Source organism: Neptunicella sp. (genome assembly GCF_048268085.1).
Classification (GTDB): Bacteria; Pseudomonadota; Gammaproteobacteria; order Enterobacterales; family Alteromonadaceae; genus Neptunicella.
In genome coordinates, this window is record NZ_JBLWWF010000008.1 from 51,002 (window position 1) to 71,445 (window position 20,444).

At 37.8% G+C, this 20,444-nt stretch carries 14 protein-coding genes; 6 read left to right on the forward strand and 8 right to left on the reverse strand.

Going from position 1 to position 20,444, the window contains the following annotated elements; genetic code table 11:
* Positions 1-3: 3 nt before the first annotated feature.
* From ACTD55_RS08440 to ACTD55_RS08450, 3 genes are read right to left on the reverse strand one after another with little or no spacing between them, the layout of a single operon-like run.
* A complete protein-coding gene (locus ACTD55_RS08440) occupies positions 4-1,116 on the reverse strand; it encodes a phosphoadenosine phosphosulfate reductase domain-containing protein (RefSeq protein WP_438863885.1) in 1,113 nt (370 codons plus the stop codon).
* An 11-nt stretch (positions 1,117-1,127) separates the two neighbouring features.
* The gene (locus ACTD55_RS08445; RefSeq protein ID WP_438863886.1) at positions 1,128-4,385 is read right to left on the reverse strand and encodes a hypothetical protein; all 3,258 of its coding nucleotides are present in this window, start codon (positions 4,383-4,385) and stop codon (positions 1,128-1,130) included.
* A complete protein-coding gene (locus ACTD55_RS08450; protein WP_438863887.1) occupies positions 4,378-5,313 on the reverse strand; it encodes a DUF4007 family protein in 936 nt (311 codons plus the stop codon). The genes ACTD55_RS08445 and ACTD55_RS08450 overlap by 8 nt, the downstream gene beginning before the upstream one ends.
* A gap of 243 nt (positions 5,314-5,556) precedes the next feature.
* Between ACTD55_RS08450 and ACTD55_RS08455 the strand changes: the two genes are divergently transcribed.
* From ACTD55_RS08455 to ACTD55_RS08480, 6 genes are read left to right on the forward strand one after another with little or no spacing between them, the layout of a single operon-like run.
* Positions 5,557-7,755 carry a DEAD/DEAH box helicase family protein gene (locus tag ACTD55_RS08455; protein WP_438863888.1) on the forward strand — a complete coding sequence of 733 codons (2,199 nt, stop codon included), beginning with the start codon at positions 5,557-5,559 and terminating at the stop codon, positions 7,753-7,755.
* Positions 7,745-7,945, forward strand: coding sequence for a hypothetical protein (locus ACTD55_RS08460; protein ID WP_438863889.1), 201 nt, complete (start codon positions 7,745-7,747; stop codon positions 7,943-7,945). The genes ACTD55_RS08455 and ACTD55_RS08460 overlap by 11 nt, the downstream gene beginning before the upstream one ends.
* On the forward strand, positions 7,939-9,972 hold the full coding sequence (locus ACTD55_RS08465) for an AAA family ATPase (protein WP_438863890.1): 2,034 nt from the start codon (positions 7,939-7,941) through the stop codon (positions 9,970-9,972). Before ACTD55_RS08460 ends, ACTD55_RS08465 begins: the two co-directional genes overlap by 7 nt.
* A complete protein-coding gene (locus ACTD55_RS08470) occupies positions 9,965-10,450 on the forward strand; it encodes a hypothetical protein (RefSeq protein WP_438863891.1) in 486 nt (161 codons plus the stop codon). Before ACTD55_RS08465 ends, ACTD55_RS08470 begins: the two co-directional genes overlap by 8 nt.
* Position 10,451: 1 nt before the next feature.
* Positions 10,452-10,661, forward strand: a complete 210-nt coding sequence (locus ACTD55_RS08475; protein WP_438863892.1) for an EF-hand domain-containing protein — start codon at positions 10,452-10,454, stop codon at positions 10,659-10,661.
* A gap of 24 nt (positions 10,662-10,685) precedes the next feature.
* Positions 10,686-12,830 (forward strand): GmrSD restriction endonuclease domain-containing protein, encoded by a 2,145-nt coding sequence (locus ACTD55_RS08480; protein WP_438863893.1) that lies wholly within the window; start codon positions 10,686-10,688, stop codon positions 12,828-12,830.
* Here the strand turns inward: ACTD55_RS08480 and ACTD55_RS08485 are convergent.
* The 5 genes from ACTD55_RS08485 to gcvT form a co-directional block, all read right to left on the reverse strand.
* Positions 12,827-14,857 (reverse strand): DNA phosphorothioation-associated putative methyltransferase, encoded by a 2,031-nt coding sequence (locus tag ACTD55_RS08485; RefSeq protein ID WP_438863894.1) that lies wholly within the window; start codon positions 14,855-14,857, stop codon positions 12,827-12,829. The genes ACTD55_RS08480 and ACTD55_RS08485 overlap by 4 nt on opposite strands.
* Entirely contained in the window at positions 14,854-15,552 is a 699-nt protein-coding gene (locus tag ACTD55_RS08490; protein ID WP_438863895.1) for a hypothetical protein, read from the reverse strand. The genes ACTD55_RS08485 and ACTD55_RS08490 overlap by 4 nt, the downstream gene beginning before the upstream one ends.
* Positions 15,553-15,778: 226 nt before the next feature.
* Positions 15,779-18,670 carry an aminomethyl-transferring glycine dehydrogenase gene (gene gcvP, locus ACTD55_RS08495; protein ID WP_438863896.1) on the reverse strand — a complete coding sequence of 964 codons (2,892 nt, stop codon included), beginning with the start codon at positions 18,668-18,670 and terminating at the stop codon, positions 15,779-15,781.
* A gap of 206 nt (positions 18,671-18,876) precedes the next feature.
* Positions 18,877-19,266 (reverse strand): glycine cleavage system protein GcvH, encoded by a 390-nt coding sequence (gcvH, locus tag ACTD55_RS08500; RefSeq protein ID WP_438863897.1) that lies wholly within the window; start codon positions 19,264-19,266, stop codon positions 18,877-18,879.
* Positions 19,267-19,312: 46 nt separating this feature from the next.
* On the reverse strand, positions 19,313-20,392 hold the full coding sequence (gcvT, locus tag ACTD55_RS08505) for a glycine cleavage system aminomethyltransferase GcvT (protein WP_438863898.1): 1,080 nt from the start codon (positions 20,390-20,392) through the stop codon (positions 19,313-19,315).
* Positions 20,393-20,444 lie beyond the last annotated feature (52 nt).

A 20,444-nucleotide genomic window follows, 5' to 3' on the forward strand; every position in this document is an offset into this window, starting at 1 on the left:
TTATTATTTATAACAAGTTACACAGGCTCCCCCACCTTCTACTTCGTCATATATCTCATCCATTCTGTCAGTATCAGATATTTTTACTTTGGCTCTAAGCAGGTTTGCTCGTCTGTTTAGTTTATTCTCTAGTCGTTTAACTCTTAATTCGTGATTCTCAATGATTTCTATCTTGCGTTCTTCAGTTTCAAGAGTGGATAAAGGAGTCCCTTTTCCAAGCCAATAGAAAGTCCCATCACCTCGATCTTCTTCTGCCTTTTTCTCATAAGACTTGGCTTCTTCAAAAGCATCAGGGTAGATTTCTTTTAATCTTAACCACTCAATTTTTTGTTGATAGAAACAGAAAGTGCAACCACTTCTGGAACGCCATCCGTAATACCCCGGTTTCCCTTGATCTTTAGCTTCAACAATTTTTAATAAAGTTTCAGGAGTAAGATTGGGTTGAAATGTGTTGGCTTCAGAAGATTGTGATTCAGATCTATTTGCTAATAGTCTATTCATTAATGCCAACCTATCTTCTTCAGATGGATCAACAGGCTCACCTGTAGAGGAATCAACGAATAGCTTGCGATACTCAATAACTTCTTCATCATTACCAAGTAGATCAGCTTTTCTTAAAATTTCAAAAATGTCATCTCTTTCTAATCCATCTTCTCTAAACGGCATTTTTATTGTTAGGTATTCTGATGTAACGGTATTAGTCATAAAGCCCTCGCGTGCGGGTTCATCTGCTCTAATACCTACATAAGAGACTACTTTAGTGTAGCCTTCCTTTTCCATCTTCATTTGAATCCACTTTTCAAATGGAACCAATTTCATCTGAATCGTACACCAACGGGCTTGAGGTGAAGGAAGGTAGTTTTTATGCTGTTTTAAGTGATAGTCAAAATCTTTTTTCTCACGATTTGAGCTAAACACTTCTTCATACGGATCAACAATTTTTCCTACATATCCTTCTAAGCGATTAACAAAATCAATTACTTCAGGCAGCTCTTTCCCGGTATCAGTGAAATAGTACTGAATGTCTAAATCTGGATAATTATCCCGCATATACATGGCCAAAGCAGCACTATCTTTACCACCTGAAAGGCCTAGTACGTGTAACGTTTTTTCCATTTTTAATTTCTCTATACTTCCATAAGATCATCAAGCATTGTCATCAAGATAGCCTTCTTTTCTTTGATTTCTAATTGGCTAATATTGCTATCAATTTCTTTTAGTTGCTTTTTAAAGTCACTTTTAACACTTTTATAATTAATGTCACCAAAGTCAGATAGATACAGGTCTTTTTTAAATCTTTCTATTATTTCAATAAGTTCAGAATTAGCCTTCGCTAAGGAACTGTCATCCCAGTTTCTTTCGGCTCTACCTGATAGCAAAGAAATAATTGCCGAAACCCAATTATTTGAGCTTGCGTATTCAGATAGGCGTAATGCAAAAGTTTGAACTTTTGGATGGGTTGTAAAAGCTGCAACCTTTCTACAATTTGCAACTAAATGGTGGTTGAAAGTAATATAATCTTTAATTCTACTTTCGAACTTTAGTAGTTCTTTTTCATGAGCCTTTTTAAGTTGCTCAATAATGTGACTAAAGTCTTCAGAGCTAACATCCTGTAATTTAGTATTTTTACCAAAAATAGCTGGCAATTTTTTAAACAAGTAATCATTTGGATCAGAAGCAATTTTTGTTTCATCCTTAAATTTTAATAGCTTTTTATCTAATGACCTCGTATTTCTCGTCCAAGGAGATAGGCTCGCATAAAATGCCACTAATGATTGGGCAATTGCTAAAGGCGCTGTATCACCTTCTTTTAACTCTAAAGCAGAAGCTATTTCATTAAGGTAGCTAGTCGTAGAGTGATCTATTTTAACTATTTGAACACCTATAAATTGAGGTTGTTGAAAAAGCTTCATAGCGAACTCTTCATCTGCCCCATTTATAAATGTTGGCTTGCTCGTGACACCGTTGTAGTCATAGAAAGCTAATTGGTGATCATTGGCCTGAAGAAAAGCTAATAACCAAATTGGAATTACACCTTTAGCTATTCCAAACGGTTCACTTTGCCATAGCTCAACAATATCAGACATTTTAACAATTCCACTTTTTCCTGAAATGTATTCCAGCGTTTGTTCAAACAGTTCAAGTAATCGTTCTTGTTCCTGTGAAGGCATGGCAAATTTGTATTTACTCGGATTTTCAGGATCTGGGATGTGGAGACCAAAGTTACTTAGTGCAGAATAGTACAATCCTTTCTCTGCCGGAAAAGTCTTGTCAGGTAGAGCTAAAACAGGCTCATCTGCATTTTCAGACATAGCTCTAAGTAGCTTTTTAAGCGCGGCATTTGCACTGCCGGAGGGCTTATTCTTGTTTATCAATTCATTAATAATAACAGGAGATTTGTTAAATATTTCACCTGCAACTAACGAAGCAATTGATGAAAGGGGCTGCCGATTTAACTCATTATCAAGATAGTTCCAAACTGCATTTGAAAAGGCTCTATCTAATTCATGAGAAAGTTGTTGTTTAAAAGAAATAATCCGAGAATCCAGTTCTTTAAGAGCGATTTTATCTCTTACAATCGCAGCTTCTTCCTTCTTTGCTTTTTCCAAAGCAATAAGTTCAATAGATATATCCTTTAATCTATTAATTGTTGAGGACTTTCCAACAACGACACATTTATTTGAGCTAGTTGCATTGACTAAGTCTTTATAAGCCTTCTCACTAACTGCTAACACAAAGTTTAGAAATACTTTTCCATGCTTAGGTTTCAAATTGATAGACGTAAGTAACTTATTATCTACTTTATTAATTAGCAATTTGTTAGCCCATCTCATTGTTCCTGCTTTGTGATAATGAGACGTTGCTAGTACGCTATCAGTTAAGTCGCAAACAGTAGTCCAATCAATACCAGATTCAAGTTTTTCTTTTTGTTGCTTAATCAAGGTATTGATATCGATATCGCTACCTTCGAATATGAAGTAACCGTTGTGAGCTGGACGAAATATAATAACTGTCCACGATTCAAGATCTTTTATGGCTTTGGTAACATCACCTTTTTTAAAGCCTTTCTGTTCAAAATAGTTTTCTAAAAAGTCTTTGGTTGAATGGAAGTGTTGATTGAAACCAAATAATGTAAGTAACGCAACAACTCTAGCAATAGAAGCGTGTAATTCATTACCTTTCTTCATTGCTCGGTGCACTGCATCACAACTTTCTAACCAAGCTTTACTATCAGAAGATGTTACGATTATGTGATACAGATTGTGGTGTAAATATTCCCATAAGTTATCTAATGTATAGAGCTGATAATCAGGTGCAATAGGCAGATCACCTTCACACTCATCTATATAGAACTCAGAAAGAAATTCTCTAAATCCGTATTTTTCATGTGAAGCCAAAAAGCCAAATAAACTTCGCTCATTCTGTGAAAATCTGCGTTTAGATATAGGCCCTAAAAGTAGGCTAACTAAAGGATCTAAAGGTAGGGTTTTGAATAAATCTGAAGTATTTCTAGTCTTGCTTTTAAAAGACTCATCTACTATTTCAACTAACTCCTTATTCTCTCTAGTTAACTCCTCAACTAGCGGTTTAGAAGATTTACTAATTGCATCTCCTAATAAGAATAAGGATTCATCTACAGATGGGTTGTAACCTAAATCCCTATATCTACCTTGTACTTTTGCCCAATCCTCTTGAAGTTTAGATTCCTTATTTTTCGCGTATTCGGTAAATGACTGATGTAAAAAACCAATAATAACAATGTTGTTATTAGATTGTTGAGCAATGTCTGCTAAGAGTTGAAATATGTACAAATCTTTATTATTACTGGCGCAGAAGTCTAAGGCTTTACCCATTTCATCTAATAGGACTAAAACACCATCTTCTTTGATTTTATTTGAGTTTAAAAATTTCTTTATTAGCTCTAGGCACTCAACATCAGAGTAACTTTGTACGTCTTCTTTTTTTAATTTCATATTTAGTGACGTAGCTATTGTGAGCAGTATTGAATGTGCAGGAGATTCCATTGCACAAACATGTTTTATAGTTTTCCAACCTTTACTGATTTTGAAACGATTCGGAAAGTCTGATTTCAGCCCTTCAGCTATATCAAGAGAGTCTTCTGCATAATCTCTCTCATCTTTATTTGTAGACAATAATAAAGATAAAAATAATGCTACAGTAGATTTTCCTGACCCATACGGCCCTGTAATAGTATAAGCTCTTTGCTCACTCCCTTCGTAGTCTCTACTAATAGTTTCGAGAACATTAATAGCCGTTCCATGGAGTATAAAGTTATCTATAAATAGTTTGCTGTCCTCTAAATGTCCATCGATTCGAGTAGAACTTTTATATTTTTGTTTTACGTCTACTAATAGATTACTCATTGCTAGACCCTTTGTAATAGCTGTCTAAGACTTGTTGTTCTTGACCTAAATAGCTTTCATCGACTGATACCTGCCTAAGACCCATTGAGTCAATCCAAGATATTTGTCCATTTGAGAAGTTTTGTGCTGTGTCCAATTGTTCGCCAAGTCCTTGTTCAGAAAGTCTGAAAATTCTGCCGGGGGATAATGGATCTAGAAGCAAGGATTTAAAGTTAACCTTTGAAACTTTAGATACTTTAGCTTCTTTCTGCACAAACTTAAGTAGAGCATAAATAAAAATTTGAACAGGCAGATCCGACTTACTATTCAGGCTACTTAAGTAGTAATTCTTGCCGCTTTCTTGAATGAGAGATAGCTCTGTCAAAGGCGAGTTAAACTGCTCTTCATCTCCCACTTTAGTAACGTGTTTTTTACTGTATGAATTTAGAAAGGTATCAATATCTTTTTGAATCGTAGATTCATTTATTGAGGCATCACCTGAAGATAGCTTTGATGAATCATCAGAAATATGAGCCAACAACACTTGCTTTTCGAAGTACTCCCCGTTAAAAATATTAAAGAAATACCTATAAGCAGTCATTTCGTCTTCATTAAAACATAGCCAAAAATGAATAAGCCAAATTGAGCCTAAATGCTCCAGATATGGATCTTTTCCTGATAGTTCGTTGAAGAGGTAGTTACCATTTGAAGATGTAAAATAATCTATATTTGATTGTTTTCTTTTACTGTCAAGCAATCCAGCAGACTCTGCCCAATAACGAATTGCATTGACCATGTTTTTACCAACGCCAAGTTTTATAATTGCCTGTTGAGTCTCTTCTTCTTTGCTTGTTTGTAGTTTTCCATTTGAATTCAAATGGTTAACAGCTTTATATAGCCATCCATATCTAAGAGGAAACGTATCATGTCCCGAAAACTTAGCTCTCATTCCTGTTATTACCTCACCCTATAGCTTCGTCTGGAGAAAACCTCCAGAGGTTCATGTTATATGTTTTGCCGTGTAGAATAAAGAGATAAACGATTAGTAATCTGTTTATATATACAGTCATGCGGGGCTGTAAAAAATTAAATATATCAACCATTTATATAAAAATTGAAATTGATATCCATGGATAATGATTATAAAGTTTAATGTAATCAAACAGCCATCATTCTTCGAGGGAAAACACATTTGAGTGCAGGGAGCCGTTCACAGGGATTAAAAGCATTAGAATTAAAACACGTATATAGAACTGGTGATGATGATTTATTTCATGATTTTTATAGATGTGTTTTATCAGAAGCTGTCAGGTATGACAGAGCAGTTGGTTTTTTTTCCTCTTCAATATTAGCCGCAAACCTAGGCGGACTAGGTTCTTTAATTAAATCAAATGGATTAATGCGCCTAATCATAGGGCATCCCTTAGCAAGAGATGAGTTTGAAGCAATCCGCTACGCTGTTACCTCACCTACTGAACTTTCACAACAATACACTAATACCTTATTAGATTGGATTCAGGCTGAAAAAAACGTTACCTCAAAAAGACTCGAACTTTTAGCTATATTAATTGCTTCAGGCAGATTGGAAATTAAATTCGCGTTCAGAAAGGCTGGCATGTATCACGAAAAAATCGGCATCATTCATGATAATCAAGGAGATGTGGTTGTTTTTCAAGGTTCTGCAAATGAAACTCCCTCTGGTATGTTTGAACATTTAAACGCTGAATCAATAAGTGTATATAAAAGCTGGGAGCCTGAACTATACAATGCCTATGGAGATACCTACTATCAAGGATTTGAAAGACTATGGAATGGTGAGCAGAAAAATACTTTCGTTGTAGATATAGGATCAGAATTTTACTCTGAAGTTTCAAAGTACGTTGAAAACTCACCTCATTTACAAAAGTTATCGCTGTTAGATATTGATGGTATAGAAGAGCAAATATCTCAATATGAATTAGAGCAATCCAATATTACTTCCAAGATTGAACCTCATGTTCCAGAATTCTTAAATGGACATAAGTTTAATATTAAAGAACATCAAAGGCATGCGTTGAAAAAGTGGAGAGCTAATGAATACAAAGGAATACTTAAATTAGCTACTGGTTCTGGCAAGACTATCACTTCTATATATGGTGCAGTGAAAGTTTACGAATCGCTCAAACAGCAAAATAGAGGCTTGTGTTTGGTAATTGCCGTTCCATATATAGAGCTAGCTAGCCAATGGGTTGAGAACTTACTGGACTTTGGAATTAGCTCTCACAAATGTTACAACAACAAAAAGAGCTGGCTGCCAAATCTTCAAGAATCTATTGCAACTTTCAACGCAGGTCTAAAAGATTTCATTAGTATAGTAGTAGTTAATAGAACTTTAGTCTCAAATCATTTTCAACAAATATTATCCACAATTAACCCAAAAAGTATGATGTTTGTTGGTGACGAATGCCACAACCACGGTTCAAATAATATAAATAAACTGTTGCCTAGTGTTGACTTTCGAATGGGCTTGTCTGCTACTCCTTTTCGGAGTGATGACGATGAAATTGACTCAATGTTCCCGAACATTTCAAAAGAAAATTTAGTTTCTTATTATGGAGATGTTGTAGCAGAGTACGGACTTGGCGATGCAATTCATGACGAAATATTAACCCCTTATGATTACCATTTGGTTCCAGTATATCTAAACGATGAAGAGCAGAGATCTTTTGAAGAGTTATCGGAAAAAATCTCTTCTATTATCACTAAATCTGGTGGCCATCTAAGTAAAGATGACAAAGAAAAGTTAACAATTTTTTGTGGCCAACGGAGTAGACTGCTCGGCTCAGCTTCTGACAAGTTAACAAAGTTGGGTGAACTAAGCTCAAAGATTCCAGAGTCAATGAGAAACTTAACTTTATTTTATGCAGGTGAAGGTAAGCCTTTTCAACCAGACGAAAATTCCCATGATTGTAAGGTTATAGATCAAGTTTCTGATGTTCTGTATAAGAACGGATGGAAAACTTCTCAATTTACTAGCGCAATAAATAGTACTGAACGTAAAAGGGTAATGGAAGCATTTAAAGATAAAGCCATTAACGCTTTAGTTGCTATGAAAGTTTTAGATGAAGGTATTGATGTTCCCGCATGTCAAACAGCTGTAATACTTTCTAGCACAAGAAACCCTAGGCAATATGTTCAGCGTAGAGGTAGGGTTTTAAGACGATTCCCCAACAAAAGAAAAGCCATTATCTACGATTTTATGGTATTGCCGAATTCTGACTTTGAACAACCAGCTTCAAAAAAACTAATATATGCGGAAATGGAAAGAGTGAATGATTTTCTACTTTTAGCTGACAATAAGCTGCAAGTAGAGAAGCAATTAGAACAACTAGGACTGTATTATGACATCTAAATCTGAATTAAAAAGAATGTTTCAGGAAGCTGCTAAGGAAGTAGAGAAACCCACACCTTTAAAGGAACTAACTTCATCAATTATAAATGTTGAAAGAAAGCATGTTTATGGAGAAGCAAGCTCAAATAATCGACTTCGGTTGATACGCGAACTTATAGAAAATGCTAGGAAAAAAGGTGATATATGTTAATCAATAAAATTGTACTAACCAATTTCCGGCAATTCTATGGTGAGCAAACAATTCATTTTTCTACTGACGAAGATAAAAATGTCACTCTCATTCACGCTGAGAATGGTGTTGGCAAGACGGCCCTGTTAAACGCAATTCTATGGTGTTTTTTTAAGACATTTACCCCTAACTTTAAAGACCCAAGTAGCTTAATAAATAATGCTGCTAAAGCCGAAGAAAAAAGAAACTACAAAGTTGAAATTGAGTTTGAAGAAGATGGAAGACGCTACTCCGTACAAAGAGCTTACGGCCCGGTAACGCAGGATACCTTTAGGGTATTTATGGTCGAAGGTGGTGATTTCAAAGAGGTTCCTAATCCAGACTTATTCATAAACTCAGTGATACCTAAAGATATGGCTAACTATTTCTTTTTCCAAGGAGAAGGTGTTGGTTCATTTACTAGTAAACATGGTGGTAAACAAATAAAAGAAGCCATTCAAAAGATACTTGGATTCACCGTAGCAAAGAACGCGCTAGAGGATGTTCAAAAAATTAAGAAAGAGTATAGCAAATCTCTTCAAAGAGCTGATAAGGATGGTGAAATATCAAAAATTCAAAGAGATATTGACCGGCTTCAATCTGAGTTAAAGGAAGATAATAAGAGACTCGAAGAAAAGAAAGAATCTGTCGAACGTTATACTTCAGACATTCAAAAAATTGATGCTCAGCTAGCCTCTTGTAATAGTTCGTTCATTAAAGCAAAGCATAGAGAAAGAGCTGAGGCAGAACGAGATCTAAAAGAAGCACAAAATAATCTTTCTAGATTCGAAAATAACCGAGTTACTTTGATCAAAAAATATGCAGCCAATGTGTTTGCTCATGAAATATCTTTTGAGGTTTTAGACTTTATCGATGACGCAGAGTTTAGATCAACTATACCTTCTCCGTATAACGAAAATCTCGTATATAAAATATTAGAAGAAACACAGTGCATTTGTGGAGCGGATATTTCTGTTGGAAGTGAAGCATATAACCGAATTCAAGACTTATTAAAGTCAGCGTCAGACCCACAGCAAGAAAGCAGAGTAACGAAGGCTCAAGCTGAGTTGCGAAGTATTAAGAAAATTTCTTCACAAGCAAAGGACGAATTTGAGTTTAACTTGAAAGGCATTGATTCTAGCAGGGGCGATGTCAGCAAGTTTGAAGAAAGATTGAAAAATATTTCCATTGAAATTCAAGGTGCAAAAGATATTGCAGATATCCAAGAACTTGAAAAAAGAAGAAGTCAATTTCAAATGCGCTTAGGGGATGACAACCGCGCTATAGGTAGTTTAGAAAGAAAAGTGAAAGATAATGCATCTTTACTTGAGAAGAAGAGAAGTGAAATCTTAAGGCTTAAATCTAGCTCTTCGGAAGTTAATAAATATCGAGAATTAGAGGATATTGCTCAAAAAGTTCAATCCACAATCGAGAGTACATTAGCCTCAACACAGAAGAATGTTGAGTTAAAGATCATGGAAAAAGTTAACTCATTTCTAGGACAGTTTGTACGCCAAGATTACCGGGCAAAAATGGATAGGAACTCTTTTGACATAAGACTCTTTGATCGCAATGATGTACAAGTAGCAGAAAGTGACGGACAAGGACTACTTCTAAGTTTGACATTTATTTCTTCTTTAATTGAGCTTGCGAGAGAAAGGAAAAAGGCCTCTGGTGAAATATTAACACCGGGAGCAATTGCACCTTTTATCATTGATGCACCTTTTGGTGTTCTTGATAACAAATACAAAGGTAATGTTGCTAAATCAATTCCACAGTCTGTAGGTCAAGTTGTCTTTTTCCTGTCTTCTAGCCATTGGGAAGGTACGGTTGAAGATAATATTAGGGATAAGGTTGGGATGGAATATAACCTTGTTTTAGAAGTTGAAGCTGATCGTGATGCTAAAGCTGAGGATGAAATTACAATTCAAGGGACAAAATATCCAACGGTAAAATATAACTGCCCAGTTGATCGCACTGTAATAGAAAAGGTAGGGGCTTATGTCTAGATTAGATGATAGGAAATGGTTAGGGGTCAATGTAAATCGAGACAGAAAGCATGAACCTTTAGTAGAAAAATTGACTCAAGGTGATCATGTAATCTTTAGTCACATTAAAGATTTAATGGTGTTTGCTGCTATGGTTGGTTATTCACACGATAAGTATGAGCCAGTAAGTTCTGACAAAATCCAGATCACGTTGGGCACATATGCCAATACTCAACAAGATACTTACATATATTTACTAGCACTATTGAAAATGAAAGATGCTACATGTTTGAAGTATGAGAATCTAAATGATGCAGTAAAGGTATTTGAAGGCTATTGCAATGCAGGTTTATCTATTATTCAAAGCTGGATGGATGAAAACTCCGGTGATCCTACGGGTATAGACACATTGGAAATGAAAATTGTAGAACAAGCGCTAAGAAATGAGCAACGTTCTCAAGAAGGTTTGAATAATGATAATCTAGAAGTGGACTTTTAGTATGGATGAATTGCGAAAGTTATTTGATTTTTTCGACAGGAACTCTGATGGATATATTTCTAAAAAAGAGCTTATAGAGCTAGTAGAAGTCTTGTTAAATGAAAAAGGTTTAGGTAAAAGTTCTCAAATTTTACAAGAATTCGACTTCAATCAAGATAACAAAATAGATTTTGATGAGTTTATAGCTTTTGCAAAAGAGCACTTGAATTAATAAATAGCAATAAAGAGAAGTCAAATGGATTTAAAGGGCGCAAAAATAGTTAATTTTTATCAGATTAGCGGTGATGTACAGTCAGAAGGAACGGATGTTAATAAAGTCAAAATTCCTCATTATCAAAGACCATATAGTTGGGATAAAAACATGGTCAAAAAGTTAATTGAGGACTGGCACAATCAATACGAAAAAGAGTATTTTGCTGGTTCGGTAGTTACAGTTGCTGATCGAGAAAAACAAACCCATGATCTGATAGATGGTCAACAGCGTTTTACTACAATATTTCTAACAAATTATGTCCTTTATTTACTCTTAAGAGTTACAACCAGACAGGCAATCGCCCAATCAAAAGTATTGCATTTATCAAAGCTATTTGAACAACTTCAACAATCCAGTAAATATGTATTTACAAAAAAAATAGACGAGTTTGATGGAAATGTATTGTTGGAAGAATTCCAGAAAATTGAAGAGATGGAAGAGAAAGATAAGGAAGATGCGAGGAATAACTTTTCTACTAAGTACAGAAGCCTAGTTCATTTGCCCGATTTAATTGAAGATTGTGAGGAATTTCCAAAAGCTCACCAAGAACAGCTGGAACATTTTATAAGTTCACACCAAACATTGTTAACTTATGACAGAAAGTCATTTAATACTCATTTTACAAATGCTTTGTCAAAAGTATTTATTACTCTAAATGACCAAAATAAACCTCGATTACGAATAATTGAAGCCGAACTATCAGCCATAGAAAAGCAATATACTGACGCAATTGAGCAAATTTTTAATTCTTTTGTGGAACTAAATGAAAAAACAAAGCCATTTGAAAGTGCTAAGTTTCTCGTTGACAAAATATCTTCTTTTCTAAGTGAAATAAAGCTTTGCGTGGTACAGACAGGTAACCCTAAAGATGCATATACACTTTTTGAAGTTTTAAATGATCGCTCTATGGCCTTAGCAGATCTGGATTTAATTAAAAATCAATTCTACAAGCAATACTGTTTGAAAAGTCAGGAAGAAGAAACTGTTATTGATTCTCGAATAGAAGAGCTTGAAAATCAATGGGGTGATGAAATATATGGAGAACTTGCGGATTACCGTAAAAAATATATAACATTCTTTGCTACGGCTTTTTTGAGCGGTTCAACATCAATTGGTTATAACCAAAATGATAAATATCGAGAAGAAATCAAAAGATATTTAGAAGCTGAATCCAGTTACACTTCTATGGATATATCAAGAGATTTTAATATCTTCCAAGCATGTAAGCTACTAGTTAATAGCTTTGAATTAAAGGATCGAGAGCGAGAGAAGCTTGCCCTAAAAGCAGAGTATAATAAAGATAGAAGTCCAGTCTTTAAGTGTATTTCATTATTATGTGCTCTTAAATATAATGGAGTAATTGCAGGGTATTTTAATCTGTTATTAAAGTATATAGAGAAGAATATTTGTGATGATTTTGATCCAGAAAAAATAAAATCATTTTTGAATAATCTTAAAGATAATAAATATAGAAGTCAGTTTGAAGACCTTAATAATCAAGCTATTAAAATTTCACAATTAGCTTTATTGCATCAAGATTATAAAGGGGCTAGAGAAGTCGCTAATAGCTTATTAATAAATAACAAAAAAAGCTCTATTGATGTATATTATTCTCAAGTTACGCCTTTAAATGATGAGAATAAAGATAGGTTTAATTCATGGTTAGACAGTTGGCAATATAACTCTTCTGATGTCAAAGTAAGAATATTATTTGCTAAGTTATTGCCAACTTCAATCGAGGAAAACAAACTTACCATTAAAAGCATTCATTCGGGGATATCAGAAGAAGATGTAGCAACGCTACATTTAGACCATATGGAGCCAAGCTCGCCTAATGAGGCTCATATTCAAGATTACTTTAGTGATGATTCTCGAGACTATCATGTGAATTCAATAGGTAATATGTTTCCATTGCCTCAATCACAGAATATTGAAAAGTCGAATAGACCATTTATAAAAGCTTTTCAATATCTTGCCGATTCAGGTTTAGGTGATCATTGGATTACTCAAGAGACAAAAAGGCTTTTTGATCAAAATAATAATAATAACATTCCTAAACAAGAATTTTTTACTAAGCGCAAAGCATTGTTAAATGAAAAATTTTATGAAGTTTTAAAACTAAGTTAATTTGTACTATAAAACCTATATTGCTTAATTATAAATTTCTTTTTCAAAAGTAATTCTTTCAAGGTTGTTAAGGCTATTGTGTTGGCATCTTTTAAATTGGGTATAATTTCAAAAAGGCGTTTATTAAACGCTTTTTGTTTCTTAAAGTCTTTAAAAGACCCTTCGATATAGTCAACTTTGTTTACCAATAGTGGACGCTTAGATTCATTGATATAATCAAAAAAATCGACATCCTGATCAACCATTTTAATTTTAACTCTTTCGGTTAGTTGAGGCAGCGGGGTGTCATCAAATCCAGAATAACCAAGCAACGTTAGCTTCCCAGATGTGATGTGGATCTTTATGAGCTGGATATCATCAAGCTCACCATATAACTGCAAACCAGCATAGACATAAATCCGTAACGTTGAAGACAATAGGTCTAAAAACTTTTTATGAAAGGTTAACGAATGAGGGGTATTGTCCTCAAAGTCTAGTTTCGATGCAGGTAAATATTCTTTGGCAGATAAGCATTCTTCTGAAATACTTTCAATATCAGCGATAGAAAACAAAAGTGTTTTAGCTTCATTTTGAGCTGTAGTGTAATTATCAAAGAAAAACTTAATATCTCTTTTTAAGTCTTCAGGCTGCTGTGTATAAGGCCTTTTTTTTCCAAATAGTTCTAGAGCGAAGTATAAAGTTAAATCCTCTTTGCGCATTTTAGCAGACGCTTCAAATTCTGTAATATCATACCAATCGCATACAAGCTTCAAAGCCTTTTTGTTTGAACCAATAATTTCAGCAATTTCATTAGATTTAGAAAACTCATCATTAGCAGGACATCTACCGTAGGCCAAACAAGTTAACCAAAAAGATTCTAATAGTTCTGAGTTCTTAGTGAACAATAACCTTTTGTTTTCTTCACTAGCAGGTACTGGAGTCGTTTTATGTTGCCACTGGTAATGCCGCTTATTACGGTTTTGGAGGAAATGCTGCTCTAGTTCTTTATCTCTAAATACATAATAAATACCGGGCGATACTGCTATCGCCTCTGTGTCTACTATACTCTCGATGTATTCCTTTAGTTCTGCTTGATTAAAATATTTTTGAAATGTATTTCTTGAGGTAATTACACCGTCTTTATATGGTGTGAACTGCGCTAAATAGGATTCATTAGCTAGCATCGCTGATACGACTAGCATTTTATCTGCTAGCTCCCACGCTCCATGGACAGCTTCTATACGCTCATCTTGGTCTTCAATTACGTTGATAACATAACCGATATTAACAATGTCACTTACCAGCTTATCAGCATCAGGTCTAAAATTCGGGTCCCAACCTATCGCATCTAACCCGTGAGCTTCAAGCTCTCTCAAATCATCACCGCGACCACAGCCATAATCAAAAATTGAGTAGTCACCATTGAGGAAACCGTGCTTTGCTAGATTCTTCATGGGAGCCGATAATTCGTGTCTTACTAAGGCTGTTTTATGACGATCTATTTCTATATTGTCTGATTCAACTTGAACTGCTGAACTTCTAAAGAGTCTTCCATCAACTAGTTCATAACCATTTCGGGCTATTAAACGTTCCCATGAGTTTTTGAAGCCGATCATCCGACTATTTTCATATAGTCCCGCAGCCTCACCTTCTTCAGTTATCATTTTGAAATCTTCAAATGATTCATGATCTTCAGGGATCATGGTTTCTTTTCTATGAAGAATTGGGGGATTATCAGCGTCAGTATAATCAGTAACACGATGCTTCAGTTTTGCTAGGTCAATGTTGACGCTCTTAGTCAGGCTCGGATATGAATCTTCGAAGAAATTAGGATAGTTTAAAAGTGAAATACGAAATTCATTTTTAAATACTTTGACTAGATTCCACTCGTCATCGTCGATCTTCAATGCTTTCGCAATATTATTAATTACCTTCACCAATATAGGAGGAGTATCTTTAAATGCTTCTTTATGGAAATAAATAGCATCAGGTAACCTCTTACCTACCTTAACTTGCTTGGCTAATTCAGCAAACTGCTGTGCATTCACTTTAGTAACTCCTTAGCAAGTGAAGCAGCTTCATCACCATATGCTTTCTTACCCGGTATTCTTCTACCATTCTCACTTTCATTCATTATTTGAAGGTGCTTTAGCATTTCTTTACTGACACTTACATGGATAGGTCGAGTTGAACCATAGTAATACAACTTATCAAACTCTAAATTACTAACAATATCGTCTGTAATTATGTTCATTTTGTTTTCAAAACCAGAAATATAAAAGTCGCAAGCAATACCCCCTCTATCGCAAATAGGGATACTTTTTGAGTTAAGCTCATGGCTAGAGTGCTGGTCAATTGATGGATACGTTCCTGTACGATTATTTTTTTGGATATAAGTATTAAGCTGACTAGAAACGAATCCATATGAGATCTTAACTTCTCCAAATTTATCATTGATTGGGATTAATATTTCTTTCAGCAATAGTGCTATTGCTTTTATTGAGGCTTCTTCAGTAGGGCTATTATCTAAATCCACTTCATGCTTATTTTGATACCAGTTTATAACTTTAGCTGCCAACTCATGCTTAGATACAAGTGTTTGGTCATCAACTTCATAAAGAAACTGATTTCCTTTTTTTATAAATGATAGATTACCTTTCTCTCTTTCATGCATTAAATGGCAATCACTAAGAGAAAGTAACTTTTTCATTTCTTTTGATGTGAAATAAAGCGTATCTTGCATCGGCGACATTAGCTATTAAGAAAATCTAAATCCATACTAGAATAATGATACAGACCTTGGAATACGGACTTTTAAGAAGTTTAATAAAATTATCGTTTTAAAATAAGTGCTTTTGCATCTTTGACTTAGAAAAAGGGCCTTTCGGCCCTTTCAAAAACTTTATTAATTTCACGAACTAATTTTTGCAATTCACAAACTTCATTCGAAACTGACAATCATAAAAATTCTAGTCCCTATAGCTATCCACACTTGGGCAGCTACAAATCAGGTTACGGTCACCGTACACGTCATCAATACGGTTTACCGTGGGCCAGAATTTGTTTTTAGCGACGGTGGCAACCGGGTATGCCGCTAACTGACGGTCGTAGCTGCGGTTCCATTGTGGATCACAAATATCGGCCAGGGTATGCGGTGCGTTATGCAATGGATTGTCCAGTGCATCCCACTCGCCACTTTCGACTTTGGCGATTTCTTCACGAATGCTTAGCATGGCTTCGATAAAGCGATCCAGTTCCGCTTTGGCTTCGGATTCGGTTGGCTCAATCATCAGCGTTCCGGCTACCGGGAAGCTCATGGTGGGCGCATGGAAACCGTAGTCATTCAGGCGTTTGGCCACGTCCATTTCGGTTACACCGCTGGATTCTTTCAGCGGACGTAAGTCGATAATACATTCGTGTGCGACACGATCGTTACGACCTTTGTACAACACCGGATAATGGCCAGACAGTTTTTTGGCGATGTAGTTGGCGTTTAAAATCGCCATTTCGGTGGCTTTTTTCAGGCCTTCGCCGCCCATCATTTTGATGTACATATAGCTAATCGGCAGAATAGATGCACTGCCCCACGGCGCAGATGACACCGCGCCATTACCTTTAGTACTGGTGTCCACACCCAATACATTATGATCGGGTAAAAACGGTGCCAAATGGGCTTTAACGCCAATGGGACCCACACCCGGGCCACCACCACCATGGGGAATACAAAAGGTTTTGTGTAAATTCAGGTGCGATACATCCGAGCCAATCAGACCCGGAGAGGTTAAGCCCACCTGAGCATTCATATTGGCCCCATCCAGATACACCTGACCACCGTGCTGGTGCACGATGTCGCAAATTTCACTGATGGTTTCTTCGTATACGCCGTGGGTGGACGGGTAAGTGATCATGATACAGGCCAGATTATCGGCCATTTCAGCGGCTTTGGTTTTCAGATCCGCCATATCCACGTTACCGTTTTTATCGCAGTTCACTACCACCACTTTGTAATCCACCATTTGTGCCGAGGCAGGGTTAGTACCGTGCGCCGAACTGGGGATTAAGCAGATATTACGGTGCGCATCACCACGGCTTTCGTGATATTTACGAATGGCAATCAAACCTGCATATTCGCCCTGTGCACCGGAATTTGGCTGCATGGAAATATTGTCGTAACCGGTGATATTGATCAGCCATTCACCCAGTTCGTCGATCATCGCTTTGTAACCCTGCGCCTGATTCAATGGCGCAAAAGGGTGCAACTTGCCAAACTCCGGCCATGTGACCGGGATCATCTCGGCAGTGGCGTTCAGCTTCATAGTGCACGAGCCTAATGAAATCATTGAATGGTTCAACGCCAAGTCTTTGTTTTCCAATGACTTGATATAGCGCAACATTTCGGTTTCGCTGTGATAGCTGTTGAACACTTCGTGAGTCAGAATATCAGAGGTGCGGACTAATTCAGCCGGGATAGAATCCGAACCGTCAGCCACTAACTGGTTATCCAGCTGTTCGATATCCAGCCCATGATCGGCACCTAAAATCACCCCAAACAAGGCCAGAATATCGGCGCGACTGGTGGTTTCATCCAGGCTAATACCAATTGCACCATCCAAATCACTACGCAGATTTAAACCGGCTTTTAGCGCGGCTTCAACGATAGTATTTTTACTCTCGCCCACATTCACCGTTAGGGTATCAAAGTAATGATTGTGCGCCAGGGTTAAGCCTTTGCTGGTTAGCCCTTTGGCCAGAATATCGGTTAAACGATGAATACGATTAGCAATGGTTTTTAACCCTTCAGGGCCATGATACACCGCATAAAACGAGGCCATATTGGCCAGCAATACTTGGGCGGTACAAATGTTGGAGTTGGCTTTTTCGCGGCGGATATGTTGCTCACGGGTTTGCAACGCCATACGCAGTGCAGGCTTACCACGAGTATCTTGCGAAACCCCAATAATACGGCCAGGCAGTGAACGTTTATACGCATCACGAGTGGCAAAAAACGCGGCATGTGGACCACCGTAGCCCATCGGTACACCAAAACGTTGAGCGCTACCCAACACTACGTCCGCGCCCATTTCACCGGGGGACTGAAGCAATACCAGACTCATTAAATCGGCCGCTACTGCGACAATGCCTTTTTTATCCTGAACCGCTGCGATAAGAGCGCTGATGTCCTGTACTTCACCGGTGGTGCCGGGATATTGCAACAAGGCACCGAATACATCCTGTTCTGCTACGTCAGCCGCTTGCGCTACCATGGTGTCAAAACCAAACATTTCAGCACGGGTTTGTACCACGTTAATGGTTTGCGGGTGCACATCGTCGGCAATAAAAAACAGGTTGGATTTTTTGTTTTTGGACATGCGCTTGGCTAGCGTCATGGCTTCGGCAGCAGCGGTGCCTTCATCCAGTAACGAGGCCGAAGCCAAATCCATACCGGTTAAATCCAGCGTCATTTGCTGGAAGTTTAATAACGCCTGTAAGCGGCCTTGGGCAATTTCTGGCTGATAAGGGGTATACGCGGTATACCAGCCGGGATTTTCCAGCACGTTACGCAAAATCACATTAGGGGTATGGGTATCGTAATACCCCATACCGATAAAGCTACGATTCACCACATTTTTAGCGGCAATACTTTTCAGGCTGGCCAGCGCGTCTGCTTCGGTCTGGCTGGCACCAATGGCTAACGGTTGCGGTAAACGAATGCTGGCTGGTACCGTTTGCTGGATCAAATCATCCAGCGAGGTTGCGCCAACGGCTTCCAACATTTGGCTGGTTTCAGATGCGCCCGGGCCAATATGGCGGCGTACAAAATCTTGTTGCTGTTCAAGCTGTGTCAGTGTGGTATGCGGCATAGTGAATTTCGATTTTTTGAGAGTAAAAAGAAACAGGGATAACTTGCTTAGCCAAAATCATTGGAATTGCACGGCGGCAGCAAATGAATGAGGCCCCATGAGCTTAGTTTACTAAGTGAGTGGGGCGAATCAGTGTAGCCAACAAACGTGCAGTTCCAAGGATGAAGGGTAAATAACATATCACCCCAGTATTAATGCTTATTAGTTTATTCTTCGTCGATGCTGTTTTCGTAGCCTTCAGCGTCGAGCAAGTCTTCAAATTCTTGTGGATCTTCAGCCTTGATTTTGAACAACCAACCATCACCAAAAGGATCGGCATTAACCTGTTCTGGCGAGTCTTCCAGATCTTCATTAACGGCAATAATTTCACCGCTGATCGGTGCATAGACATCAGATGCAGCTTTCACTGATTCTGCTACTGCAACATCATCACCGGCACTGACTTCGCTGCCTACTTCCGGTAATTCAACAAACACCATGTCGCCCAGTAATTCTTGCGCGTGCTCGGTAATACCCACAGTAAAAGTACCATCACCTTCTGGACGTACCCATTCATGAGTGGTGGCATAACGTAATTCGGATGGGATGTTGCTCATTATTTTTTCCTCAATATTTTTATCTGTTCAATTCACATCTAATTAATTAATCGACTTTCTTACCATTGCGGACAAAGCTGGGCTTAACCACTTTTACTGTAACCCACTTTTTGCGCATTTCAACTTCCACGGTTTCGCCCACAGAAGCAGGCACACGTGCCATTGCAATACTGTGACCCAGCGTAGGTGAAAAAGTGCCAGAGGTGATTACACCTTCAGCGCCATCGGCCATCACTTTTAGGCCAGAACGCAATACACCTTTGTCTTCCATCACCAGTCCAACCAGCTTGTCGGTACCGGCAATTTTTTGTTGTTCCAGCACACTACGGCCAACAAAATCACGATCTGCCGGTTCCCAGCTGATAGTCCAACCCATATTGGCTGCCAGCGGAGAAATGGTTTCGTCCATATCCTGACCATATAAATTCATGCCCGCTTCCAAACGCAAGGTGTCGCGTGCGCCTAATCCGCAAGGTTTAACACCGGCATCCAGTAGCTTTTGCCAGAAATCAGCGGCCTGTTCGTTAGGCACCATAATTTCATAGCCCGCTTCACCGGTATAACCTGTGGTAGCAATAAATAAGTCTTCTGCCTGTACGCCATAAAACATTTTCATACCAGCTACGGCTTCATTTTGCGCGGCAGAGAATAATGTAGCGGCTTTTTGCTTGGCGTTCGGCCCTTGCACCGCAATCATGGCAAACTCGGGGCGCTCGGTAATGGTCACATCAAAACCTTCGGCTTTGTCCAGTAACCAGTTCATGTCTTTTTCGCGGGTGGCAGAATTGACCACTAAACGGTAATTGGTAGCATCAAAGTGATAAACGATTAAATCATCGACCACACCGCCCTGCTCGTTCAGCATGCCGCTGTACAAGGCTTTGCCCTTGTCCTGCAATTTAGCCACATCGTTAGCCAACAGGTAACGCAAGTAGTCTTTCGCCTGTGTGCCTTTAACATCGACTATGGTCATGTGAGAGACATCAAACATGCCCGCATCCTGACGCACTGCGTGGTGTTCTTCTATTTGTGAACCGTAATTGATGGGCATTTCCCAGCCGTGAAAATCCACCATTTTGGCGCCAGCTTCAATATGCTTGGCGTGCAGAACCGTTTTGTTGGTCATAACCGCAACCTTGTAAAAATAAGTTGAGCTGAGTATAGAAATTGGTGGTGCA

Excerpts from the sequence above, each read along its gene's own strand:
- ACTD55_RS08440 (WP_438863885.1), bottom strand. The coding sequence starts at position 1,116 with ATGGAAAAAACGTTACACGTACTAGGCCTTTCAGGTGGTAAAGATAGT.
- ACTD55_RS08480 (WP_438863893.1), top strand. The coding sequence starts at position 10,686 with ATGGATTTAAAGGGCGCAAAAATAGTTAATTTTTATCAGATTAGCGGT.
- ACTD55_RS08475 (WP_438863892.1), top strand. The coding sequence starts at position 10,452 with ATGGATGAATTGCGAAAGTTATTTGATTTTTTCGACAGGAACTCTGAT.
- ACTD55_RS08450 (WP_438863887.1), bottom strand. The coding sequence starts at position 5,313 with ATGAGAGCTAAGTTTTCGGGACATGATACGTTTCCTCTTAGATATGGA.
- ACTD55_RS08490 (WP_438863895.1), bottom strand. The coding sequence starts at position 15,552 with ATGCAAGATACGCTTTATTTCACATCAAAAGAAATGAAAAAGTTACTT.
- ACTD55_RS08470 (WP_438863891.1), top strand. The coding sequence starts at position 9,965 with ATGTCTAGATTAGATGATAGGAAATGGTTAGGGGTCAATGTAAATCGA.
- gcvP (WP_438863896.1), bottom strand. The coding sequence starts at position 18,670 with ATGCCGCATACCACACTGACACAGCTTGAACAGCAACAAGATTTTGTA.
- gcvH (WP_438863897.1), bottom strand. The coding sequence starts at position 19,266 with ATGAGCAACATCCCATCCGAATTACGTTATGCCACCACTCATGAATGG.
- ACTD55_RS08465 (WP_438863890.1), top strand. The coding sequence starts at position 7,939 with ATGTTAATCAATAAAATTGTACTAACCAATTTCCGGCAATTCTATGGT.
- ACTD55_RS08460 (WP_438863889.1), top strand. The coding sequence starts at position 7,745 with ATGACATCTAAATCTGAATTAAAAAGAATGTTTCAGGAAGCTGCTAAG.
- gcvT (WP_438863898.1), bottom strand. The coding sequence starts at position 20,392 with ATGACCAACAAAACGGTTCTGCACGCCAAGCATATTGAAGCTGGCGCC.
- ACTD55_RS08445 (WP_438863886.1), bottom strand. The coding sequence starts at position 4,385 with ATGAGTAATCTATTAGTAGACGTAAAACAAAAATATAAAAGTTCTACT.